This is a genomic window from Paenibacillus sp. FSL L8-0436 (genome assembly GCF_038593025.1).
Lineage (GTDB): Bacteria > Bacillota > Bacilli > Paenibacillales > Paenibacillaceae > Paenibacillus_AQ.
The window spans coordinates 5,612,152-5,631,339 of sequence record NZ_CP151955.1 but is presented as its reverse complement, the minus strand read 5'-3'; the positions used below and the strand labels follow the sequence as shown (position 1 = coordinate 5,631,339).

40 protein-coding genes and 1 tRNA gene are annotated in these 19,188 nt (G+C 42.5%); 37 read left to right on the top strand and 4 right to left on the bottom strand.

Features of this window, described 5'->3' with window-relative positions:
* Nucleotide 1: 1 nt before the first annotated feature.
* A tRNA-Ile gene (locus NSS79_RS26130) sits at nucleotides 2-75 on the top strand.
* Between the two features lie 110 nt (nucleotides 76-185).
* On the opposite strand, the gene NSS79_RS26125 is transcribed toward NSS79_RS26130, so the two are convergent.
* From NSS79_RS26125 to NSS79_RS26115, 3 genes are all read right to left on the bottom strand, one after another.
* Nucleotides 186-1,337, bottom strand: a complete 1,152-nt coding sequence (locus tag NSS79_RS26125; RefSeq protein ID WP_342436779.1) for a site-specific integrase — start codon at nucleotides 1,335-1,337, stop codon at nucleotides 186-188.
* Between the two features lie 63 nt (nucleotides 1,338-1,400).
* Complete coding sequence (locus NSS79_RS26120) at nucleotides 1,401-2,366, bottom strand: ImmA/IrrE family metallo-endopeptidase (protein ID WP_342436778.1); 966 nt, start codon at nucleotides 2,364-2,366, stop codon at nucleotides 1,401-1,403.
* Complete coding sequence (locus NSS79_RS26115) at nucleotides 2,344-2,778, bottom strand: helix-turn-helix transcriptional regulator (protein ID WP_342436777.1); 435 nt, start codon at nucleotides 2,776-2,778, stop codon at nucleotides 2,344-2,346. Before NSS79_RS26115 ends, NSS79_RS26120 begins: the two co-directional genes overlap by 23 nt.
* A 153-nt stretch (nucleotides 2,779-2,931) precedes the next feature.
* On the opposite strand from NSS79_RS26115, the gene NSS79_RS26110 reads away from it, so the two are divergent.
* The 12 genes from NSS79_RS26110 to NSS79_RS26055 all read left to right on the top strand — a co-directional run bounded on the left by NSS79_RS26110 (nucleotide 2,932) and on the right by NSS79_RS26055 (nucleotide 6,952).
* Nucleotides 2,932-3,204, top strand: a complete 273-nt coding sequence (locus NSS79_RS26110) for a helix-turn-helix transcriptional regulator (protein ID WP_342436776.1) — start codon at nucleotides 2,932-2,934, stop codon at nucleotides 3,202-3,204.
* A gap of 2 nt (nucleotides 3,205-3,206) precedes the next feature.
* The gene (locus NSS79_RS26105; protein ID WP_342436775.1) at nucleotides 3,207-3,506 is read left to right on the top strand and encodes a hypothetical protein; all 300 of its coding nucleotides are present in this window, start codon (nucleotides 3,207-3,209) and stop codon (nucleotides 3,504-3,506) included.
* A gap of 323 nt (nucleotides 3,507-3,829) precedes the next feature.
* Entirely contained in the window at nucleotides 3,830-4,111 is a 282-nt protein-coding gene (locus NSS79_RS26100; RefSeq protein ID WP_342436774.1) for a hypothetical protein, read from the top strand.
* A gap of 80 nt (nucleotides 4,112-4,191) precedes the next feature.
* Nucleotides 4,192-4,320, top strand: a complete 129-nt coding sequence (locus NSS79_RS26095) for a hypothetical protein (protein ID WP_342436773.1) — start codon at nucleotides 4,192-4,194, stop codon at nucleotides 4,318-4,320.
* Between the two features lie 143 nt (nucleotides 4,321-4,463).
* A complete protein-coding gene (locus tag NSS79_RS26090; protein WP_342436772.1) occupies nucleotides 4,464-4,859 on the top strand; it encodes a hypothetical protein in 396 nt (131 codons plus the stop codon).
* A 60-nt stretch (nucleotides 4,860-4,919) separates the two neighbouring features.
* Nucleotides 4,920-5,120 carry a hypothetical protein gene (locus NSS79_RS26085; RefSeq protein ID WP_342436771.1) on the top strand — a complete coding sequence of 67 codons (201 nt, stop codon included), beginning with the start codon at nucleotides 4,920-4,922 and terminating at the stop codon, nucleotides 5,118-5,120.
* 123 nt (nucleotides 5,121-5,243) lie between these two features.
* On the top strand, nucleotides 5,244-5,441 hold the full coding sequence (locus NSS79_RS26080) for a hypothetical protein (protein WP_342436770.1): 198 nt from the start codon (nucleotides 5,244-5,246) through the stop codon (nucleotides 5,439-5,441).
* Nucleotides 5,442-5,498: 57 nt separating this feature from the next.
* Nucleotides 5,499-5,666, top strand: coding sequence for a hypothetical protein (locus NSS79_RS26075; protein ID WP_342436769.1), 168 nt, complete (start codon nucleotides 5,499-5,501; stop codon nucleotides 5,664-5,666).
* Nucleotides 5,667-5,743: 77 nt separating this feature from the next.
* A complete protein-coding gene (locus NSS79_RS26070; RefSeq protein WP_342436768.1) occupies nucleotides 5,744-6,019 on the top strand; it encodes a hypothetical protein in 276 nt (91 codons plus the stop codon).
* A gap of 105 nt (nucleotides 6,020-6,124) precedes the next feature.
* On the top strand, nucleotides 6,125-6,343 hold the full coding sequence (locus NSS79_RS26065) for a hypothetical protein (RefSeq protein WP_341377927.1): 219 nt from the start codon (nucleotides 6,125-6,127) through the stop codon (nucleotides 6,341-6,343).
* A gap of 66 nt (nucleotides 6,344-6,409) precedes the next feature.
* Nucleotides 6,410-6,574: a hypothetical protein gene (locus NSS79_RS26060; protein ID WP_342436767.1), complete on the top strand. Its 165-nt coding sequence runs from the start codon at nucleotides 6,410-6,412 to the stop codon at nucleotides 6,572-6,574.
* A gap of 183 nt (nucleotides 6,575-6,757) precedes the next feature.
* Nucleotides 6,758-6,952, top strand: coding sequence for a hypothetical protein (locus NSS79_RS26055; RefSeq protein WP_342436766.1), 195 nt, complete (start codon nucleotides 6,758-6,760; stop codon nucleotides 6,950-6,952).
* Between the two features lie 50 nt (nucleotides 6,953-7,002).
* Here the strand turns inward: NSS79_RS26055 and NSS79_RS26050 are convergent, their stop codons facing one another.
* Nucleotides 7,003-7,224, bottom strand: coding sequence for a hypothetical protein (locus NSS79_RS26050; protein ID WP_342436765.1), 222 nt, complete (start codon nucleotides 7,222-7,224; stop codon nucleotides 7,003-7,005).
* Nucleotides 7,225-7,299: 75 nt separating this feature from the next.
* On the opposite strand from NSS79_RS26050, the gene NSS79_RS26045 reads away from it, so the two are divergent.
* The 24 genes from NSS79_RS26045 (at nucleotide 7,300) to NSS79_RS25930 (ending at nucleotide 19,141) form a co-directional block, all read left to right on the top strand.
* A complete protein-coding gene (locus NSS79_RS26045) occupies nucleotides 7,300-8,028 on the top strand; it encodes a Rha family transcriptional regulator (protein ID WP_342436764.1) in 729 nt (242 codons plus the stop codon).
* Between the two features lie 395 nt (nucleotides 8,029-8,423).
* Nucleotides 8,424-8,633, top strand: a complete 210-nt coding sequence (locus tag NSS79_RS26040; RefSeq protein ID WP_341377932.1) for a hypothetical protein — start codon at nucleotides 8,424-8,426, stop codon at nucleotides 8,631-8,633.
* A 27-nt stretch (nucleotides 8,634-8,660) separates the two neighbouring features.
* The gene (locus NSS79_RS26035; RefSeq protein ID WP_342436763.1) at nucleotides 8,661-9,836 is read left to right on the top strand and encodes a replication protein; all 1,176 of its coding nucleotides are present in this window, start codon (nucleotides 8,661-8,663) and stop codon (nucleotides 9,834-9,836) included.
* A gap of 360 nt (nucleotides 9,837-10,196) precedes the next feature.
* Nucleotides 10,197-10,691, top strand: coding sequence for a hypothetical protein (locus NSS79_RS26030; protein WP_342436762.1), 495 nt, complete (start codon nucleotides 10,197-10,199; stop codon nucleotides 10,689-10,691).
* Nucleotides 10,688-11,497 carry a DNA adenine methylase gene (locus NSS79_RS26025; RefSeq protein ID WP_342436761.1) on the top strand — a complete coding sequence of 270 codons (810 nt, stop codon included), beginning with the start codon at nucleotides 10,688-10,690 and terminating at the stop codon, nucleotides 11,495-11,497. The genes NSS79_RS26030 and NSS79_RS26025 overlap by 4 nt, the downstream gene beginning before the upstream one ends.
* 18 nt (nucleotides 11,498-11,515) lie before the next feature.
* Nucleotides 11,516-11,791, top strand: a complete 276-nt coding sequence (locus NSS79_RS26020; RefSeq protein WP_342436760.1) for a hypothetical protein — start codon at nucleotides 11,516-11,518, stop codon at nucleotides 11,789-11,791.
* A 114-nt stretch (nucleotides 11,792-11,905) separates the two neighbouring features.
* Nucleotides 11,906-12,340 (top strand): hypothetical protein, encoded by a 435-nt coding sequence (locus tag NSS79_RS26015; RefSeq protein WP_342436759.1) that lies wholly within the window; start codon nucleotides 11,906-11,908, stop codon nucleotides 12,338-12,340.
* A gap of 44 nt (nucleotides 12,341-12,384) precedes the next feature.
* Nucleotides 12,385-13,197, top strand: a complete 813-nt coding sequence (locus tag NSS79_RS26010) for a hypothetical protein (RefSeq protein WP_342436758.1) — start codon at nucleotides 12,385-12,387, stop codon at nucleotides 13,195-13,197.
* Nucleotides 13,198-13,254: 57 nt separating this feature from the next.
* Nucleotides 13,255-13,479, top strand: a complete 225-nt coding sequence (locus NSS79_RS26005; protein ID WP_342436757.1) for a hypothetical protein — start codon at nucleotides 13,255-13,257, stop codon at nucleotides 13,477-13,479.
* On the top strand, nucleotides 13,463-13,765 hold the full coding sequence (locus tag NSS79_RS26000; RefSeq protein WP_342436756.1) for a hypothetical protein: 303 nt from the start codon (nucleotides 13,463-13,465) through the stop codon (nucleotides 13,763-13,765). The genes NSS79_RS26005 and NSS79_RS26000 overlap by 17 nt, the downstream gene beginning before the upstream one ends.
* Before the next feature lie 34 nt (nucleotides 13,766-13,799).
* The gene (locus NSS79_RS25995; RefSeq protein ID WP_342436755.1) at nucleotides 13,800-13,985 is read left to right on the top strand and encodes a hypothetical protein; all 186 of its coding nucleotides are present in this window, start codon (nucleotides 13,800-13,802) and stop codon (nucleotides 13,983-13,985) included.
* A gap of 74 nt (nucleotides 13,986-14,059) precedes the next feature.
* On the top strand, nucleotides 14,060-14,464 hold the full coding sequence (locus NSS79_RS25990; RefSeq protein ID WP_342436754.1) for a hypothetical protein: 405 nt from the start codon (nucleotides 14,060-14,062) through the stop codon (nucleotides 14,462-14,464).
* A gap of 143 nt (nucleotides 14,465-14,607) precedes the next feature.
* Nucleotides 14,608-14,811: a hypothetical protein gene (locus tag NSS79_RS25985; protein WP_342436753.1), complete on the top strand. Its 204-nt coding sequence runs from the start codon at nucleotides 14,608-14,610 to the stop codon at nucleotides 14,809-14,811.
* A gap of 236 nt (nucleotides 14,812-15,047) precedes the next feature.
* The gene (locus NSS79_RS25980; protein ID WP_342436752.1) at nucleotides 15,048-15,695 is read left to right on the top strand and encodes a hypothetical protein; all 648 of its coding nucleotides are present in this window, start codon (nucleotides 15,048-15,050) and stop codon (nucleotides 15,693-15,695) included.
* A gap of 10 nt (nucleotides 15,696-15,705) precedes the next feature.
* Nucleotides 15,706-15,921, top strand: a complete 216-nt coding sequence (locus tag NSS79_RS25975; protein WP_342436751.1) for a hypothetical protein — start codon at nucleotides 15,706-15,708, stop codon at nucleotides 15,919-15,921.
* Nucleotides 15,922-15,978: 57 nt separating this feature from the next.
* A complete protein-coding gene (locus NSS79_RS25970) occupies nucleotides 15,979-16,119 on the top strand; it encodes a hypothetical protein (protein WP_342436750.1) in 141 nt (46 codons plus the stop codon).
* Nucleotides 16,120-16,175: 56 nt separating this feature from the next.
* Nucleotides 16,176-16,532, top strand: a complete 357-nt coding sequence (locus NSS79_RS25965; protein ID WP_342436749.1) for a hypothetical protein — start codon at nucleotides 16,176-16,178, stop codon at nucleotides 16,530-16,532.
* Nucleotides 16,533-16,825: 293 nt separating this feature from the next.
* A complete protein-coding gene (locus NSS79_RS25960; protein WP_342436748.1) occupies nucleotides 16,826-17,035 on the top strand; it encodes a hypothetical protein in 210 nt (69 codons plus the stop codon).
* A 26-nt stretch (nucleotides 17,036-17,061) separates the two neighbouring features.
* Nucleotides 17,062-17,199, top strand: a complete 138-nt coding sequence (locus NSS79_RS25955; RefSeq protein WP_342436747.1) for a hypothetical protein — start codon at nucleotides 17,062-17,064, stop codon at nucleotides 17,197-17,199.
* A gap of 104 nt (nucleotides 17,200-17,303) precedes the next feature.
* A complete protein-coding gene (locus NSS79_RS25950) occupies nucleotides 17,304-17,519 on the top strand; it encodes a hypothetical protein (protein ID WP_342436746.1) in 216 nt (71 codons plus the stop codon).
* A 219-nt stretch (nucleotides 17,520-17,738) separates the two neighbouring features.
* Nucleotides 17,739-18,035: a hypothetical protein gene (locus tag NSS79_RS25945; RefSeq protein ID WP_342436745.1), complete on the top strand. Its 297-nt coding sequence runs from the start codon at nucleotides 17,739-17,741 to the stop codon at nucleotides 18,033-18,035.
* A 74-nt stretch (nucleotides 18,036-18,109) separates the two neighbouring features.
* Complete coding sequence (locus NSS79_RS25940) at nucleotides 18,110-18,340, top strand: hypothetical protein (protein WP_342436744.1); 231 nt, start codon at nucleotides 18,110-18,112, stop codon at nucleotides 18,338-18,340.
* Between the two features lie 27 nt (nucleotides 18,341-18,367).
* Nucleotides 18,368-18,583, top strand: coding sequence for a hypothetical protein (locus tag NSS79_RS25935; RefSeq protein ID WP_342436743.1), 216 nt, complete (start codon nucleotides 18,368-18,370; stop codon nucleotides 18,581-18,583).
* A gap of 150 nt (nucleotides 18,584-18,733) precedes the next feature.
* The gene (locus NSS79_RS25930) at nucleotides 18,734-19,141 is read left to right on the top strand and encodes a hypothetical protein (RefSeq protein WP_342436742.1); all 408 of its coding nucleotides are present in this window, start codon (nucleotides 18,734-18,736) and stop codon (nucleotides 19,139-19,141) included.
* Nucleotides 19,142-19,188 lie beyond the last annotated feature (47 nt).

The window sequence follows — 19,188 nt, the reverse complement described above, 5'->3', positions numbered from 1 at the left end:
CGGGCCCTTAGCTCAGTTGGTTAGAGCGGTCGGCTCATAACCGATTGGTCACAGGTTCGAGTCCTGTAGGGCCCACTTCACTAAAACCCTTACCCTGTAAGGGTTTTTTACTGTATGTAGGCAGATAAAGTGAGAATGAAAAGTCTTCCGGGAATCTGCTGAAAAGGCAGATGGTCACATTTTGGTCACGGCGTTGAAAGATCCTCAGGATTCTTACTCAATGTCATCTTGGAATCGATCAGATCAGCAGCATCTCTCTGCATATCAGGGAGTAGGTGAGAGTAACGATCCAGATAGATCTGAACACTGCTGTGTCCAAGACGCTCAGCGCCGATTTTGGCATTTATTCCATTGTTCAATAACATGGAAGCATGTGAATGCCTAAGATCATGGAAACGAATCTTGGGTAGCTCTGACTTTCCTGTTAAGAATGCGAACGTTTCTGTAACTCGTCGCGGCTTAATGGGCTCGCCATTAGCATAACAGCATACAAGATCATGATCCTTATAGCTGCCTACCCCAATGTTTTGTTTGTCAATTTCAATCATCTGCTGACGATGCTTTAGGTCAGCGATAAGCATATTGCCAATAGGAATTCTACGAGCTGAACTTGAAGTTTTGGTATCTTGAATGATAATGCCTTTGGAGGGTGTCCAGTTCACCGTTTGTTGAATCATCAGGCTCTTGCCTTCCCAATCGATGTCTCCCCACCTTAGCCCAAGGACTTCTCCCTTACGCATGCCTGTATGAATAGCCAGGGAATAAACAATATGATGAACATGGCCTTCAGCGGTATCCAAAAAGTGCAGACACTGCTCCATGCTCCAGGTCTTCATCTCCTTTCTCCGCAGCTTAGGAGCTTCTACCTTGTCCAAAGGGTTCGAAGCAATCATTTCCCACTTCACAGCCTGTCTGAATGCCTTACGCAGGATAGCGTGGATATGGCGCACGTAATCCGGAGAGTACTTTTCAAGTAGTCCATTGTAAAATCTGTTGATGGTCAAGGGTTTGAGTTGCTGCAGTTTTTGCCTTCCGATAACCGGGATAATTCGGCTATTAATAATCGATTCTTCAACATCGTAAACTGTGGCTTTATATTTCTGCAGGGCATATTCTTTTAGCCATATCTCGAAAAAGGCTGCAATTGTCATGTTGTTCTCAGGGATATATTCGCCTTTATGCACACTGGACAGAAGCGCTACCAATGCCCGATCGGCTTCTTTTTGTGTAGGAAAGCCTCCTTTCTTTTTTTGAATTCTTTTTCCTGTCCCTTGATCCAATGGAAGATCAACGACATAAGTCCATGTTTTTCCTCGCTTAAATACCTTTCCTTTCATGAGTTCCTCCCACTATAAATTTTTCATCAGTATATTTTTATGTGCATCACTCCCTTCAAGATTTTAGAAGTTCAAAGTATCGTCAATGGCTTCCATTGATAAATATAGCCGTGTCGACAATTTGCCGTGTCGCCATGCCACGCGCGATAAGTTTATAGCAACGAAGCCTTTGCGATCGGCAGGGATAGAGAGATCGCCGGAAAGTATAGTTGCTGAATCATGGGACATATAAGATGGCATTTCGCAGCTTTCATAATTTCCATCAACCTCAATCTCTAAAGGGTTGTCCCAATCAAAGCCTTCAGATTGTTCGATGATAAGCGTATGCGGCCGGGAACAGTCGCCATCCCAATTGTAATAAGCACGAATATGTAAGTTGGCTCGATTCGATGTGTAGCTTTCTGAGGAGTCACGAATGATTTCATGAGTGATACCTGCTGATTCAATGGCGGATAAAAATACACCTTGCCTAACACGATCTTCAATTTCTTCATAGCGTTTCTTGGCAAAATCTAGCGGAACACTGAATTCCCGGGATATGTATCCTATTGCTTCACTTCTCACGGATGACAACCTTAACTTTTCAAGCATAAAGAAGGGGATGGCAGCGTAGAAAACAAAACGGTCTGCTTCACTCTCCTGCGCTTTGGTGAATAGCTCGGGCATTATTGTTTGATTTCCAGCATGGCGGAGCATATGGCATAGTTCATGAAGGAATTCAAGACGCTGTTTATCTTCAGGAAGGCGGTTATCCAGGAATATGGTGTATACGTCTGGGGAAACTTCAATTCCTTTGCTTTTTTTATTATGGTAATGGACCCACACATTGAATTTTGCTGCCAATGATTCGACAGATAAATGCTCAGGTTTTGTGATCCGATGCACTTTGTACAATTCATTTATCTTTTGTTCGAGTGGGGGAGTCTTGTAATTCATAATCATGTTGTTCACCTCTAAACGGGATCGTATGTTCTTGTTTTGATTAAAAAGAAAAGCCATTTCTGGCTTAGGTATTTCTGTCAGCTTCACCTTGAATATCTCCAGGCTTCCGGCCTTTCTCTTTCTCCTGAAGTATCTTGAAAATTTCTCGCATTTCTTCACGGCGCTCTTCCGGTGCAGATAGATAATCTCTGAAGAAAATACCGTGCTCTGGATTATTGATAAATTCTTCGTAAGTGAGCGATTTATCTTCTGTGTTCTCACTTGAAATCTCGCCCTCTGGTGCGAAACCGGCCAACAGCAACAGTTCATTAATATTAGAACCTTCAAGCGCTTTAGCTATGTCGATAATTTTGTCTCTTGAAGCTTGGTATCTATTATTTTCGATTGAACTGATAAAAGAATAGCTGACCTTTGATTTCTTTTCGAGATCTCTTAAAGATAAATCGTTTTTTAAGCGAAGCTCTTTAATTTTCTTCCCAAGTAAGAGGGTATTTTTCATTTATCATCACCTAATCAGATATTAAACGTTTTGTAATACAAAACACAATATGTACAGAAAAGATGTTCTTAATTTCAAAACATGTGTTGACAAACAAAACACTTAGGATTATTATGTGTTTAGAAATACAAAACAGATAACGAGGTGATGCACATGAGTAAGGTATTAGGCAATAATATCGCTCAAATCCGCAAGGAGTCGAGGATTACACAACAAGATTTAGCCGATTCTATAGGGATGGAGCGCACATCTTTATCTCAAATAGAGACTGGAGCATATAATCCTAGTGCTGAAACTATGAAGAAAATATCTGATGCTCTAAAGCGTCCGTTAGGAGACATTTTTTTTAATCCTGATGTGTTGAAATTCGAAACAAAGTTACTTCCTTTAAGAATTGAACAATCATTAGCTAATGAGGTGGTCTGATCATGGCAAAGGCATTAAAAACACCTTCAACATTTGCTGAAGCCCTTCGCTTAGCTGCTGATTTGGCAGAACAGAATGAAAAGCTGGAACGGCAACTCACAGAGCTTCGCCTGAATGGAGAATATCCAGAAGTACTCCGGCCGGTTCATATCCAGAAGCTACTAGGTTTCAGCCCCCCGAAGGTGAATGAACTCACCAAGCATCCGACATTCCCGCACTTGAACCGCAACCGCCAAAAAGGTGAGGCTGTTACCGTCCTTAAGTCAGATCTGTATCAGTGGCTGAAAACTGAAAGGTACTAATGAGTAAACCCACCGAGCTGTACCGACAACAGTGGGTGGGGATTCGGCCAGGGGAATTGCTTAAGAACATCATACATCAGGCCTCTGTCCAAGTACAATTTGCTTTAAAACGCTAGTTAATAGAGTGTCAACACTAACATGGTATGAACTTGAACAAAAACGGATTTATTCAAATTGATATCGGAGGATAGCAGACTCTATGAAGATATTCCTCCTATATAGCCATGGGTTATGCCGCGATTATTATGATCTTCAGTGCGTATCTTTGCCTCAAGTCCAGACACAGAATGATGGTTGAATAAATAATTGAGGAGTAGTTGTATATGGGAAGCTTTAAGAACTTGCTTAATATCCAACAGCCTTTAGAAAAGTCAAATGAATTTGAAGACATTGAACAAAGAAAACACACTCTTTTCAATGATGATACTAAAAACATAGAAACCATATTACAAAACTGCTTCGACGCTGGATTTGAACCGAAACTACTGTCTGGAATAATCGACACGTATCGTCTCGACCATTTAAACGATCCACTATTGTTAGATTTCATTGACGATTTGGAAGTAAGGTACGTTATTTCATTCGATTTACCAGGACTTAATTGAAAATCAGATTTAAGAAAAAATTTACACTTAAGCCAAATAAGCAGGTAAGACAACGTTCTTCAACTAGGAGGTGAATAGTGATGGCCATGAAGAATCAACATACCGTCACAATAACGGAAGGGCCATTACTTAAAGCTAACATTATCAATGCTCTTAAGTATCTGGGGAACAAAAAACTAGATGAAATGAAGAAGAAAACCGCTATGTAGCTAATATTAATTTTGACTCAGGCTCATATATCATACCAGATTATGGTTTTTTCGTTAAGGTCACAAAACATGCCAGAGTTGCAGGAATTATACAATATTTTTGTTGATGCAATAGATAACAAATTATTGAAGAGGGAGATAATATGGCGAATTTTAAGAATTTACTTTCCATTCAACAGCGCCTAGAGGAAAAGTCAGAGCAAATCGAAGCAATCAAACAGAGACGTCGCACACTATTCGCAGATGTTCCTGCCAATGAAAAGGAGATCATTTCTTTACATTTTGAAATTGAATTAAAAAAGCTCGAACTCTTACATATCAAACGAGAACAAATTACCGAGTTGAAGAGCTCCACGGATGTGTACGACAAGACTATGTATTTACACCAGTTAACCCGGCTTCAAAGTATCAATGAGAAATGCATCACACTATTGGTGAAACGGCTATTTGAGGAAGGTCATGGACTAGAACTAAAAAAAAGAGGGCTTGTCAGGGAATGTACCTATGTGAATCCAATGATTTTACATCAGAAAGTGTGAACCAAGGTGAATTTCTTCACTAATGACTATAATGACTATTCCTTGATGAGGAACTTTCAGATGAGTGATACAAATAAGCAAGAGTTTGCAGAAGCGCTTGCTGATAGGTACATACAGCTTGAAAATCTGCTGAAACTATCGACGGAAGACTCCGAACGTCAGGAAGCCCAGATTGAGTTTGATCGTTTCCAAAGTGTCATTAATGATCTCCCTGCAGATATCTTTCGGTTGGTCATGGAACGAGTAACCATAAGCGATTAAAGAGTACAGGCCTCGGCCTTGTCTCTCTATCCACTCTGATGAGGTAGTGGATAGAGAGATGCGGCTGACGTATCCAAATAGCTGAACGCAATTTTGCGTTTAGTAATGAAATGAGGAAATAGTATGAAATCCCTGGTGAACGTTAAACCAATGATGAAAAGTATGGTAGGAGAGAGGATTTGGGCGCTGAAATCAATTAATCCTGAAGCTTTTCAGCGAGAGCTTGGTAGTTATTTTGAACGTGGTTATCCAGGGTTTACTGTAGTGGATGAAGATTACCCCTACATATTTCTGATGGATAACAGACCAACCATTAAATAGTAATCTGTAAGCCAAATTAGTAGGGGACTCTCCCCGTAAACCAAAGGAGGTTATGTAATGGAACAGTGGAGCAACAATGCGTGCCTTGGATATATCCGTGCAGCATTGTCACGCAAAGGCTGGGCTGAGGAAAAGATTAGAGAAGTCGTTCGTGCCGTGTATTATGAATTTGATTTCAAGACCATAGAGGAAGCTGCCCAGCTGTATGAAAGGTCATTTGATTAACTGCTATTACAAAGATTTAAGGGAAAACACTCGTGAAAGAATAATTGGGATCTGCTAACAACGAAAGGAGTACATATATGGGGGCTATGAGTTCATTGCCAGTGATCACTGGCAGAGCTGCTGCAGAATACCTGCAGGACTGGCTGCACATCTCAGCGATTGTGAAGGTAGTGTCGGACGACAGGAAGTATCTCTACTTCAGAGGTAAAGATCCGATTGGAAGACGGATGGAGTACCGTGTGGAGGCTGTGGCTGAAGCAGATTACCATAACATTTACGAACGGACTCCAGATCCGGAACAATCGGAAGCATGGGAATGGGCCGATGCGATCCCTGTGAGGCGTGAGGGCTAGCTCTTCAGAACTCTTAGGGGAAGGCGAAGGTCAAGCCAGCTAGCAGTGTTAAGGGCTACAGCCCCATATCCAACAGCCGGAGGGCTTTAACTTTGGAGGATACTTATGGAAGAATTAATTCGCAAGGCCATGCGTTCAAGCTTGATTAACTCAAAAGAGGAAGCCCAGGAAGCGATTGAATTTGTTTCCAAACTGCTGAATTTGCAGATTAAAGAAACAATCGATAAAGAGCCGTATGCGAAAAATTGGATTGCAAGAGCTGAGGAAGCACTCCGGCTCGTCGATAATCTCTCTGAATTTGTTGACGAGAATCTGCCTGCCTGATGATGGCTCCAGTGGATTAATTGACTATTACGGGGCTACGGCCCCTCTAAAGGAGGAAATGAACAAATGAAATTCACCGCTAAAGAAAAATATGCTCTTGAGTCAGCGTTGGATGGTTACATTAAAGGTCTTCTAAGAGACATTCAAAAATGGAGTAATGATGTAGCTGTGGAGGCTTGCAAGGAGTTATTGGCGTCGGCAGAATCAGCCATGGAAAAAATAAAATCATAATCCGCCTGATGAGCGCTGAGAGCGTCTTGGACCGGCTGCGGGGCTGGTTGAAACCTACCGGACGATTTATCCGGGATGGTCGCGGAAACCGCCATAGAGGAAAAGAAATCCCACTCCCTATGATATGTAAATAAACAGATTAGAACTACATTATAAGATGGCAAATGGAGAGGAGGGAAAAGGATGGATAGCCAGACGGCTGCAAATTCACCTAACGAGGAGCGAACATGGGAAACAACAGAACGGATCAACAACGAGAATTGGACTGTTTCCGATAAGGTTATTGATTTGTTTATAAATGAAGGTTTGTGTATTTCCCGAGCCAATCAAATTATGGAGTTGGTAAAGCGGAGGATGCTTGAACGCCCCTTGGCATAATACCTAATGGTTCTATGAGGACCATCTTCTCATAGAACCATTAGCCAGTGTCAATTCCGATTTAAAAGTTGGCGTGACTCTCTTGCGTAGCTTTTTAATTCTTCGGGCTTATCTGTTTCAATTGCTGCTAAAAAAGAATTGTAGATTCCAGTGTAAGTGCTAATGATTTCATCAATATTTAATTTTTCAAATTTCTTAGGATCAATTTTATTGAGAGCAGAAATCGTAAAGTCTTTTGCAACGAGTTTATTATAATCATTTATTTCAGCCAAAAATAAAGCCTCCTTTCTCAAAAAAAGATTATGTACAATTTCATCTTATCAGAATTTAGGAGGTGGAATCAAAAAATGTATGTATTACGAAAGGATGTGAAGATGCTGAAAGACGTTAACCATAAAGTGGAAATAAGCAATAGAAAAGCTTCCTCAGTCCTAGAAGAAGATAGAAATTTTGTCTATGTTGAAAATGGACAAGCCATGACAGACAGTCGAAGTATTGCGGACAAGTTTGGTAAGCGTCATGCGGATATTTTAAGAAGTATTAAAACGCTCGAATGCAGTGCTGAATTTACTGAACGCAATTTTGCGCTCAGCGAGTACATGGACAAATCGGGAAGAAAGAATCCGTATTACAAGGTGACTCGTGATGGATTTGTATTTCTGATTACAGGTTTTACGGGTAGGGAAGCTGCGAGGTTCAAAGAAGACTATATTGCCGCCTTTAATCAAATGGAAATCCAGTTACAAGGATTGCTTGCTTCGGCACAATCAAATCCTTTGGTTATAAGTGAAGTGGCATTTACTCAAATGAAGGAACGCGTAAAGGAAGTAGAGCAACAACTGAACCGCGTAACCAAAGAGATCACTCTCATAACGTGTGAACAGAAGATGTTGCATGCTGCTATTAGACGCAGGGTCATTTTGATGGCTAATCAACCAAGCCAACGACCAGGGGTTTTTAGACAATTGTACCGGTCAATCTATGCCGAATTTGAGGTTGCCAGCTACAGGGATATCCGCAAAGGAGACTTGGAGAGGGCGCTGCAATATGTGGAATGCTGGAGACCGTTAGCTTAACGCGGTTTTGCGCTCAGTAGTAATACCCTCATTTACTGAACGATTCTATGCGTCCAGCGGACTGAACGCAGTCTTTCGTTAAGCGGTCATCATTGGAGGATGAACGCAAAGTTGCGCTCAGTACTAGGAAGTTAAAGGGAGGTGAGAAAGCATTGGGGGAAGACATGACATTGCCACTACTAGCAACGATCTGGTTTGAACGTAGTCCGCTGCAGCATCAGGTGTTGGTGAAGAACATTATGCGATGTGAACATGAAAAAAGGTACATAAGCACTGCGAATGCTCATGTACCGGGTCCAACTAGCGGATTGATTATCTCATAGAACTTTGCATGGCGCAACACTGCCACTTAGCGCAATTTTGCGTCCAGTGTGGAGTGTGAGGAGGGCTGAGCCTTGGAACATGTTGAGCAAGTAGACCTGTTTGATTTGATCGATGTTCAACAAGACCCAAAACCCGTTGTCCTAAATGGGATGTATTACGAGCAGGCAACAGGTAAATACGTTTCGTTTGTCTGTGGGCGCAGGCACTATGAGATCCCTGCGAAAGGCTGCGGGTTGAATCGGGAATGGCAAGAGCGGACAAAACGTTTCAGAGCGATCTAAGCGCAAAAGGATACAGGAGGGGATGCCGTGGATTCCAGTGTTAATCCTCAGCCAACGGATGCACACATCAGAATATCGCACGAAATACACCGAGAGCTGATCCGGCGGAAGTTTTCTCAGCGCCAGAGGAATGTCATTGATTTTATTCTGACCTTGAGCTGGGGATGCGGGAAGCCATCGGCAATCATTCCGGAATTGAAGAATTTTCATGAAGCAGGTATCGGTAGTAACCATATCCGCCAAGTATTAGACGGATTAGTCGCCGGAAATGTCATCCTATGGGATCAACATATGAATATTTTCCAAGTCAATAAGCACTATGACCAATGGGACATCGATAGGGTGTCCACTTCCTCCAAGAAATTCAAAGAACTGATAAATATGAATCTTGCCCGGCCTTCACCCAATTTACTGAAACAATCGATTCCTAATGAGGGAACCGAACACCCGGAAGAGGAAACGGGTTCCCCAAATGGGAATCCAGTTCCCGAAAAGGGAAGTATTATCCCCAAATGGGAACCGAGTTCCGGAATGGGGAATTCCCCGGTTCCCGAAAAGGGAAACGAGTTCCCGAAGAAGGAATCGTCCATTTCCCAAAAGGGGAAACGCACACTTCCCAAAAAGGGAAACGTCAGGCGCGATTATCCTAGTTATATCAAAGGGTTCAGCGTTTCTAAAGCTAGTATTAAAGCTATCTTTAAATCTTTTAAAAGAACTACTACTACAACAATAATTACAAGGGAACCTCTAGATTTGCTAGAAGATGCTGATTCATTCCAAAGTGCCATGATCAATTACTCAAACAACTTTCTGGCAGGTAAAAAGGTTGCTCCGTTTGACGAAGAGGATATGAAATCACTGTTTGACGACTTCGGCGGGGCATGGCTGCTTGCAGCAATGAGGACGGCTTATCGAGGTGGGCCGGAAAAACAGAACCTGGCCTATATACGAGGCATTTTAAATGGCTATCAACATCGTGGCGGCACGACTAGCCAACAAACCGAGAAGACGGACGCATCTTTTATTTCTCCAGGGAAACCCAAGACTCCTAAGGGATCGGGGAGAAATACCAGTAGAAGCGGAAAGCAGCAGATTCCGATATCTGTCGATGATGGCAGAGGAGATGTTCCTACTCCGGAAGAAATGGATGAAATGATGCGTAAAGCTCAACAAATAAAGGATGCCAAGGTATCTGTACGGTGATTAGCAAGCCTTTGAAGTCAATACATATCCATATCTGAGAGGATGAACGGCATGAAGAGTACTAAAGAAATGAGAAAGAATCGCGGACTACGCCCAACACGGCGGCAAAAGCAAGTGATCAGTCAGCACCGGTTGATACCGGAGAACTGGTTAGTGCTTAGTGCCACCCCAGAGCAGTTGGAGCTACTAAATAAAAAGAAAGGCACTACACGTATCGTGAGCTGCGGATAGAGCCACAAAGGGAATTATGACTAATAGAACTTTGGAGAGAGACTGTCTCCAGAGCTGGAGAATTACGTTCTTCAAACAGAACATACGATCTCTTTTTCTTATAAAAAGCGGTAGTTGAGGAGGATTTATTTGGAGCAGACAAACATCATACATTACAAAACGGCTGCTGTGTTATTCGGCGGGATCGGCGGGGAATCAGCGGGTTTGTTGAAATCTCAAGTCGAGTATGGAGGTAAGCTATACAAATTTAAATTACTCTGCTCCATAGACAGTGACCCGGTAGCTTGTCGCAACCATGATCTGATCACGGGCGAGAAGGCTTCAGTGGTAATGGACTTGTTCCGTGGTTGGCAGTATAAGGCCTGGCATGGCTATGAGCCGCCAGCAGAATGGAGAGAAACGACCCCTTGGGATATATGGCTGGCCTTTAAGGAGCAGGTACCTTTCTTCTTATTCTTGAGTCCACCTTGTAAAGGGCTTAGTGGATTATTACCGCAAGAAAAGGCTGAATCGGACAAATACCAAGCACTTAATTACTTAACGGTGCATGGTTTGGAGATTGCTCTTCAGGCCTGCCTTGAAAACAATCGGGGTCCGCAGTCCCGGAAAGGAGACGGCTCATGAAAGTACCACGAATCTTACACTATCCCGGAAGCAAGTGGAGCATGGCGGATTGGATTATCAGCCACATGTCGGAACATACGACCTACCTTGAGACACATTTCGGGTCCGGGGCGGTACTGTTCAAGAAGCCTGCGTCTGTTATCGAAACCGTTAATGATCTGGATGGGAATGTAGTGAATCTTTTTCGGGTGATTCGTGAATGTCCAGAAGAATTAGCACGATCCATCTACTGGACCCCATATTCCCGCGAAGAATATTACGAGACATACCAGGATGTCGGGGGAGGAGGGGAAATCGAAAGAGCCAGAAGGTTTTTGGTCAGAATGTGGCAAGCAATTGGGGCTAAGACAAGTGACCGCACCGGATGGAGAAGCGATATATCAGTTGATACTTCATACAAACCGGGAGAGTGGACGAAACTTCCTGCAAAGCTTTTGACTGTTGCTGAACGGTTGAAAAGCGTTCAGATAGAAAACCAATCGGCTGAGGACCTTTTGAAGCGGTATGCACGAAAGGATGTGCTTGTGTACTGCGATCCGCCATATTTGCTATCTACAAGGTCTAAACGATTGTACAAGCACGAAATGATGGGGGAAGAAGAACATTCCCGTTTGCTTGAACAATTGGATAATCATCCAGGGCCAGTTTTACTAAGTGGCTATGCTCACCCACTATACGACGACCGGCTAGAGCATTGGCGGCGGGAAACAAAGATTGTAAAGGCCGAATCAGGCCGCAGTCGAACGGAAGTCCTCTGGATAAACCCCATTGCCGCCGAGAAGGTAGGGCAGTTACAGCTATTTTAGGATGGAGGTACCGTTGATATGAGCCTATATACCGCAAGTCCGTTTTACCCGCGTGCCCTGCAGATGATCAACAGTGCCCTCCAACCTCTGTTTTTTGAAGACAAGGAGTGCAAAATTGAACGGTTGAAACTGCATGTATGGCCTGATTCTGAGATTGCCAAGCATCATTCTATACTCACGGCGTTCGGAATGCTCAGGGTCTTCCCTAACATTTACGTGACCAAAGGTGTGGCGTATGTGATTGAAGATTCCGGACGTGGGAAAAAGGCCTTTGCCTGGGTCAGCCGTCGATAATATAACTTTTCCACAATCGTACAGGTGCCTACGGAGTGATTAGAGATAAGCTACTGCAGCACGAGATTATGAGGTCATAGTTCAGAAAAATTTTAAAAAGGAGATGTTTGAACCTTGAACACTTATGAAGTCTGGTGCCAAAAAAACCAATGGGACGATCCATGGTGCAAGCAGACCATTCAAGGAGAAACACCAGGAAAGGCCATATACGCCTATTGGGAGTATCTGCAGGATGGGTCGTGGGAAGAACCATTCAGTGAGGTATTTCGATTCCTGCGTTGCCGAAAAATTGGAGGCTTTAAGGTTAGTGATCTTTTCAGTAATCGCGTGGATTTTAAGGGGGTTTGTGAACGACGGGGCATATCCTTTGCCTATCAAGGAATGAAAATTGAAGTGGATGGTCAATCGGGGGTAATCGTTGGAGGCAATGATTCAGGAAATCTTGATGTTTGCTTTGATGGAAAATGGTATGCGGAAAACTGTCATCCTTGGTGGCGCACAAAATATTTTGACAGCTCAGGGAAATTGATTAAGGAATTTCTGGATTGATTTTTGTTTATTCGGTTGAATCAGTCCATGCGGGGGAGTGACCATTGATTTGCCTTGAATGCGGCAAAGTTTGCCGAGTAGTGGATGATAGCACATTTTATTGTGAAGAATGCCAGCAGACATTTGTGCAAAGTGCATGGGACTTTGATGTTGTGAAGATAGAGGATATAGACAGGGGGGAGTGTGGGGGATTGAAGAACTTTCAGGTCACAGAGCTTAACATCTCATTGGTGCCGGTAGATTGGTTGTTTGCCCGATACCAAAAGTTGAAAAAATCAGTGAAGACAACTACTTCACCTGCTGTGCAACAGGAACTGATAATCATTAAGGAGCATTTGGAGAAAACAGGTAAATCATCAGTCAGTAGTTGCGATGAAGAAGTGGAACAAATTGAAATGAATATACCTGTAGCCATTCGGCAGCAATACGTTTCTATCGTAGAGTACCGCTTAAAGCAATATTACCAAGCAAATAAGCGTAAACACTGGTTAGACGTAGAACTTCAAAAAGTTAAGCCGAAGGAGCCGAAAGTTACAGCTGGAATGGAGCTTACCGGTGTCAGTGGCCGATCAGGACTTCCGCACTCTTCCACCGAGCATGCAGTCATGAGCATGTTTGATAGAGCTGAACGACTCCAGGATGAAATTTGGGAAGTGGAGGATCAATTGTATCCTATGGAAAAAGCAATGCGTTGCCTTGATCCTGATCAACTCATGCTCATAGAGGCTAAATATTTCTGCCGCGAGGAAGCATTAGATGAGTATCTCATGAACAATTTCAACTGGTACCGCGCTAAATATTATCAGGTTAAAAAAACTGCACTTATTTTACTGGCCCAGTCCTTACGAATTATTTAAAGAATGATCAGGGAGTCTATTTTGCTCCTTACCTATATTGTAGAAAGGATGAGTGGTATGGACTTTGATGATCCAGTATTCAATGCAGCGCAAATGCTCAGATTTGTAAAAGAGGATGCTTATCTCAAATGGATGTATACCGATCTTTTGAAAAAAGGGCATGCCTCTGAAACAGCACTAGAAGTCCTGTTTAACGCAAATGTATTGGGGGATTCTGGCATGACTCGTGAATATGAGTTATATGCCAAAAAAGGAGGAAAAAATAATGCTAATGGTATATAAAGGTCGCCTTTACGCAGGGGACATCTTTGAAGGGGAGATTCAAGGCCTCTTTGTACAAGCACAAGTTTTTTCAGAGCCATCCTCGTATGGGATATCAGAAGGTCGAATCAGTCGGTTGACCGTGTATCCGGCTCAACAAAAAGAGTTCTGTAAAAATCTGGCCAATTATGATCGGGGCTGGGATGGTAAACCTCCGGAAGACAGCAAAATTCGTGCAGTTATTGAAGCGGTAGTTAGGCAGTTTGATGATCAAAAAATAGACTGGTCTTTTGAGGCCTCACGATAGATTACGATGAGTCCACCAGGTTAGGAGGTGAGTTATGGAGCTAGGTTTGTTTGAACAAATGCTTTTGTGCCGGGTATTAACAGAAGCAGATTATAAAGAAGTTCAATATGCACATTCAAATGATAGATGCCATGTGTTTCACACTGATATCGGTCTGGTCGCTGTTGATCGGGAAACGGGGAAGTTCGATTCAAAGGATTATAAACAGATGTTTCAATAGATTACCTTGAAGAAATTGTGCTGTCAAAAATCTCAATGTACATGAATCATGAATAAAATAAGGAGGTGCATGATTTGTTTGATAATTGGAAAAAAAAGCGGCAAGAAAAAAAATACCTTCAAGATAAACTTTTTAGAACAAGAATCGAGAAAACAAAAGCCTACACAAAATGGAATGATCTTTTGGTGTGTAAAAGCACGTTGATTGTATTGGAGGCTGCGTCTAAGGACGAACTTTCCGCTTTATGGGCTGAATTTAAAAAGAACGACAACGGCAGAGGAAAACTTAACAGTATTTGGGACATTAAAGATCGTCAATTCAGCGTTTCGAATGGCCGGTTTTATATGTCGATTGAATGTTCGCGTTTTATCCTTAAAAATGAGGACGAGTTACCCGAATATTTGGATGCTCTTAAAGAATATGAAATGATATATCAAAAGTGTGAAGAAATTGAACAGCAAATTGAAAGGCACTTCTAATATTGTATTTGGAAGGAAATATATCGGAATCTTTTAATACATCAAAATGAATATAACAGTGAGGATAAATGAAAAATGAATGAAAATACGTGGGGATTGCAGTTTGTGAGAGTTAACGTCCAAGAAAATGAGTTTAAAAAACTTTGCTGGTTTTAAAAGGCGTGTCCAAAGAATATGCAAAAGAAACGTTCAATCGCATCAAATCAGAGTTTGTTGAGAACAAAGGAGAACCTGATTGCGTGGTTGATCTGCTCGATGAAGATGACAGCATAGTAGATGATTTTGCAATTACTACTGCTCAAGCTAAAACAATCGCCTCATTGTTGGGGCATTCAATTGCTGAATAGACCGAAGACACTGAGCCATTGACGCATACAGCGAAGGAGTGACACCATGCAACGGAAGCAGGTTGTTTATGAGATAAGCGACACACTTAAACATTGCCGCAGATGTCTGCAGCGTAAGGAGCTCATGCAAGAGTTTGGAAGTGCATTTTCTCGGATTGATGGTTACTGCAACAGGGAATGTCCGGTAGGCGTCTTGCTGCAGCTTAGAGGCAAGGAACTGGAAAGGGGCGTACGCAGTGAAGCGAATCATCTATGTGGCCGGAGTGAACCGGAAGCACCTGGCAGAACAAGCAAGCAGCGTCCCTTACTGGCTCCTGAGTGCCACACTGCTACGGAAGTATCCATCTTGGCTTGAGCCATATCTGAGATTCAGAACGGTTATATGGGACCCCGGGACGTTTACAGAGGATTGCATATCTTATCAAGGTTACCGGGCTTATATTGAGCGCCACGTTAAATCCAGGCATCAATACATGCAATATGATGAGATCGGCAATCCCGAAGCTACAGAGTGGTATCTGAAGGACATGAGGCGGCGCGGATATCGTCCGATACCTATCTTGCAGCCGGGCGGCGATGAAAGAATGCTGCAGACGGAATCATTACTCTTTATTGGCGGATTGGTCCCTATGAATGAACTAAACCGCATGCAGTATCTGGACGGGCTACTGAGCGGCAGTGTACGGGCAAGGCTTCACTTTTTGGGAATGATGCGGCATGAATGGTTTGCCCAGTACTTAGCAGCTGTACAAGGCGATAACACCAGTTGGATACCCCGGTCTGAATGGAACCGGCGCAAGACTACAGCCGAATGGATGCTTGAATACGGGGAACAGTGGGTACCACATCATCCGCGCAAAACAGTGCAATTATCACTATTTTAGGAGGATCACAATGAAACTGCTGACTGACCTGTATCCTATGGAATCACTGCAATATAAGATCATTTACATGGCACTCTGCATAATGGATCTTGAACTTGAAAAAGATGGGACGCTGGCCGCAATGGCAAAAGCCTGGGACGTTACTGAGCAAGAATTGGCGCACGAGTTGGCAGAACTGTACACCAATAACCCGGACCCGGATCGAGAAGAAGAGGATGACTTGTAACGGATATAGTGCGCAGTACGTGGCTACAGACGCATGTTGATAAAGGGAGGTTTTAAAATGAGAACATATGACATTTATTCAAACGATGTACGTGTTGGTGCGGTCATGGCCAAGAACAATAAAGAAGCTGTGAATAATGGATGCAGCAAGTATCAGCTTAAGCCTAAGAAAGATAATGTGACTGCAAAGTTACAATGAATTGTTCGAGGCTGCTGAATCGTTGACGCAAACTATGAAACAAGGAGCTGATTAGAATGGGTAAAATTTTGAGATTTCATACCCTCCCTACACTGGTGCAATTAGAAGGGTTGGAAGTGAACGGAGGAAAGTTCCAAGGTGGTAAAGGGTGGATCGGAGAATCCGGCATTGTATTGAATATACCAAACGTGTTCCGGTTCAACACGAAGCTTGAAATTGCGGAAACGAATGATGGTAATTGGAACTTGATACTTACTCAATTTCTGACAAGTGGGCCGGGCTATTGGGAAATGGAGAATGCATTTTCCCGCATAGGGTACAGAGACCCTGAGATTCAAGTCCAGTTAGAAGCATTGTGCGAGGTATTGATTGCAAAAGAACTGGCCCGTTGGGTGGATGACGCTACTGCATAGTTCAGGCACTTGATTAATCCTTTTTAACGAATAGGAGGCTTCAATATGGCTATAAGACCAAAAGTAGGTACAAGAGTTGGGTTCTCGTCATGGGGTGCTACCACCACGGAGGAAAATGTTCCGCCTGGCCCCTGGACAGGAGAGGTAGTAGCAGCACATGCCCCGACCTATAGCGTAAAGCGAGATGCTGACGGAAAGGTAGTCCCAATGTTTTCAAGGGATCTTCACTATTTAGAAGATTGAAATAGCATTGGTAGTTTATGCGCAGTACGAGAAAGTGCAGCACTTGGGAGGTGGTCAAACTGGCAACCATCTACATCAAACAGCGCATTGAGCGATTTTATGACGATGCTGCTGAGACTGTTTTTGTTTTATATGAGGACGTTGATGGCAATGTCCACTATCAATCCATCGGATATGATGCAGGTCGGCAGCAGATGCTGTCCCAGCAGTTCTACAAGGAGTTTACTCGGTCTGATTTACAAGCTGATAGGAGCGTTTGACGCAAACTATGAAGGAGGTTAACCCTATGGAACGGAAAGTTTGGTTTTTGTTGGACGGCGTGGACACGGTGCAAACGGTTGATGTCGATAGCGACAAAGAGATTAAGCCATATTTAGTCGAGGAACATATGACGGACGAGATCCTAATTTATCACGTTGAGTAGTGCGCGGTACGAAGAGACTTTGCTTTCAGCCGGAATGTGCAACGAAAAGAGGCTGCGGTGGAGTTGATCAACTGGACCTAATTTATCCAACGGAGGTTTTATGTATGGCCAAACAATATCTTAGCAGTTCAGTTGTGACAGCAACTGACCCGAAAGAGTTTGCTTCTCTACTGAATAAGGAACTGGAACACGCTAATATAACTGGTTATCAGGTAGAAATTCAGTATTCAACGAGCATCATTCCTGATCCCAACATAACACCCGATATTATTGAGAAATTGATAATCTATAGTGTTCTATTACTTTTCTATACGGAATGATCTAACAGCCGCCGTGGAGTCGATCAGCTGCATGTGAGGATGCTTAATGAAAAAAATCGTAATCAATAATAGACAGAAACTGTTAAGGAGTGAGAATAATGAAAAAAATAGGTGTTCATGATGTGTGTATAGGTTGTGGTGCTAAAGAAGATGAACCTGAATGTGAGTGCGAATGGGCTACTTGTAATTGCGGTTATCCTGATTGTTGGGTAAGGGAAGATGGCACTTACCATTGCAGAAATTGTGACCATGACACAAATCCAAGAGCTTACGATTAGTAGTTCACACTTCGAAGACACTGAGCAGTTGACGCATATTGTGCATCTAAAGGAAGTGAAGAGGGTGAATGATAGTTGCGAACGCTGCGGTTATAGTCTCGGTTTTAAATCTGACGTTTGCGGTGTCTGCTTAGCTGAATTAGAGCTGGAACATCAGTATGAAGTCTATAGGCTTGTTTGCGCACTTAAAAGTATCCCTGCAGCAGACTATGACGCTTGGGTAGATGCTGATGAATAGTTCGAAGAAACCTTGCACCAAAGCAGATTTAGTCGATGGAAGAGAATGATTTGTAATATGAGGAGGTGTTACTGTTGAATCTTTTTAAGAAGATTAAAAAAATGTTCTCTACAGTAAACCATGCTTATGTTGATATTGATTCGATGACTCTCGTTTCTCGTGAAGAATTTAAAACTCCTTTAGGTACAGGAATACGTGAAATTTATAAAGATGGGAAACGTACTGTTGAGATCACATCAAAACCGACTGAAGAGTCCGTAGCTTTGGAACGCAAAAGTGCGCAGCCCGAAGATTCTGAACGGTAGACGCAAACTGTACAGGAAGGTGAGAGCATGAAAAAAGAAGAGATTACCGAAATTATGCTGCATCTTTGGGGGAACATTGATCAAGCCCCAATGGATGGAGAATTGCAGGAATTGATGAAGGCTGCGCCGATTTCGGCACAAAAGACATTTATTGAATCAATGATGGCAGATGAAAATTGGAACGAAAGACCAGAGAAAGAAATTTTAGATAAAGCAAAACGGTTAGTGGGGATTGATGAATAGTACGAAGATTGTACATATCAAATTATTTGGAAAGTGAACTGGATGACGGATATATATAGAATCCTTTAGTTCCGAATTCAAGAACTGATAGCTGGGATCAAGGGTGTAAAATACCAATTTTGGAAAGTCGACTAGCAAATGGGGGATTATATGAATAATTATGGGTTATTTACAATTGAAAAACGGGTTCAACCTGCTCTAGCGGAATCATATATTTTAACCATTAAAATTTCTGAAGAGCCAAAAGGGTTTTATACACGTTTATATTCCATGTACCAAAGCAAGCGGATCTACCTAACTAAAGAAGTAAAGAAGAGGTTATTTAAAGAGGATACGATTACATGGAAAGCTTCTTTTGAACGATCCTTTAAAAGAAAGGGAATAGAAATTTCTAAACATCATGATTTTAGACGTATCATGTCTTTTAGTTTCACGACCGAGTTAGATATGGTTGATGCATTTTATACTTTAGAGAGATTTTTAGATGAGGTTGTTTCAGACGAATTCATCAAATTCCAGATGGCTGTCAACTCAGGTCTGTGGAGCGAGAAGATGTAATACCAAACTAGAAAAGAGAATGAATAAGATTAATTTAATCGGAGGTA

Bases quoted from the DNA above. Each gene is read 5' to 3' on its own strand.
- NSS79_RS26110 (WP_342436776.1), top strand. From the start codon at position 2,932: ATGAGTAAGGTATTAGGCAATAATATCGCTCAAATCCGCAAGGAGTCG.
- NSS79_RS26060 (WP_342436767.1), top strand. From the start codon at position 6,410: ATGAAATTCACCGCTAAAGAAAAATATGCTCTTGAGTCAGCGTTGGAT.
- NSS79_RS25995 (WP_342436755.1), top strand. From the start codon at position 13,800: ATGGAGCTAGGTTTGTTTGAACAAATGCTTTTGTGCCGGGTATTAACA.
- NSS79_RS25930 (WP_342436742.1), top strand. From the start codon at position 18,734: ATGAATAATTATGGGTTATTTACAATTGAAAAACGGGTTCAACCTGCT.
- NSS79_RS26095 (WP_342436773.1), top strand. From the start codon at position 4,192: ATGGCCATGAAGAATCAACATACCGTCACAATAACGGAAGGGCCATTA.
- NSS79_RS26005 (WP_342436757.1), top strand. From the start codon at position 13,255: ATGGACTTTGATGATCCAGTATTCAATGCAGCGCAAATGCTCAGATTT.
- NSS79_RS26020 (WP_342436760.1), top strand. From the start codon at position 11,516: ATGAGCCTATATACCGCAAGTCCGTTTTACCCGCGTGCCCTGCAGATG.
- NSS79_RS26100 (WP_342436774.1), top strand. From the start codon at position 3,830: ATGGGAAGCTTTAAGAACTTGCTTAATATCCAACAGCCTTTAGAAAAG.
- NSS79_RS26065 (WP_341377927.1), top strand. From the start codon at position 6,125: ATGGAAGAATTAATTCGCAAGGCCATGCGTTCAAGCTTGATTAACTCA.
- NSS79_RS25935 (WP_342436743.1), top strand. From the start codon at position 18,368: ATGAAAAAAGAAGAGATTACCGAAATTATGCTGCATCTTTGGGGGAAC.
- NSS79_RS25965 (WP_342436749.1), top strand. From the start codon at position 16,176: ATGGGTAAAATTTTGAGATTTCATACCCTCCCTACACTGGTGCAATTA.
- NSS79_RS26025 (WP_342436761.1), top strand. From the start codon at position 10,688: ATGAAAGTACCACGAATCTTACACTATCCCGGAAGCAAGTGGAGCATG.
- NSS79_RS25950 (WP_342436746.1), top strand. From the start codon at position 17,304: ATGGCCAAACAATATCTTAGCAGTTCAGTTGTGACAGCAACTGACCCG.
- NSS79_RS26075 (WP_342436769.1), top strand. From the start codon at position 5,499: ATGGAACAGTGGAGCAACAATGCGTGCCTTGGATATATCCGTGCAGCA.
- NSS79_RS25955 (WP_342436747.1), top strand. From the start codon at position 17,062: ATGGAACGGAAAGTTTGGTTTTTGTTGGACGGCGTGGACACGGTGCAA.
- NSS79_RS26125 (WP_342436779.1), bottom strand. From the start codon at position 1,337: ATGAAAGGAAAGGTATTTAAGCGAGGAAAAACATGGACTTATGTCGTT.
- NSS79_RS25970 (WP_342436750.1), top strand. From the start codon at position 15,979: ATGAGAACATATGACATTTATTCAAACGATGTACGTGTTGGTGCGGTC.
- NSS79_RS26080 (WP_342436770.1), top strand. From the start codon at position 5,244: ATGAAATCCCTGGTGAACGTTAAACCAATGATGAAAAGTATGGTAGGA.
- NSS79_RS26070 (WP_342436768.1), top strand. From the start codon at position 5,744: ATGGGGGCTATGAGTTCATTGCCAGTGATCACTGGCAGAGCTGCTGCA.
- NSS79_RS26090 (WP_342436772.1), top strand. From the start codon at position 4,464: ATGGCGAATTTTAAGAATTTACTTTCCATTCAACAGCGCCTAGAGGAA.
- NSS79_RS26115 (WP_342436777.1), bottom strand. From the start codon at position 2,778: ATGAAAAATACCCTCTTACTTGGGAAGAAAATTAAAGAGCTTCGCTTA.
- NSS79_RS26000 (WP_342436756.1), top strand. From the start codon at position 13,463: ATGCTAATGGTATATAAAGGTCGCCTTTACGCAGGGGACATCTTTGAA.
- NSS79_RS26085 (WP_342436771.1), top strand. From the start codon at position 4,920: ATGAGTGATACAAATAAGCAAGAGTTTGCAGAAGCGCTTGCTGATAGG.
- NSS79_RS26045 (WP_342436764.1), top strand. From the start codon at position 7,300: ATGTATGTATTACGAAAGGATGTGAAGATGCTGAAAGACGTTAACCAT.
- NSS79_RS25945 (WP_342436745.1), top strand. From the start codon at position 17,739: ATGGCACTTACCATTGCAGAAATTGTGACCATGACACAAATCCAAGAG.
- NSS79_RS26055 (WP_342436766.1), top strand. From the start codon at position 6,758: ATGGATAGCCAGACGGCTGCAAATTCACCTAACGAGGAGCGAACATGG.
- NSS79_RS25975 (WP_342436751.1), top strand. From the start codon at position 15,706: ATGAAACTGCTGACTGACCTGTATCCTATGGAATCACTGCAATATAAG.
- NSS79_RS26105 (WP_342436775.1), top strand. From the start codon at position 3,207: ATGGCAAAGGCATTAAAAACACCTTCAACATTTGCTGAAGCCCTTCGC.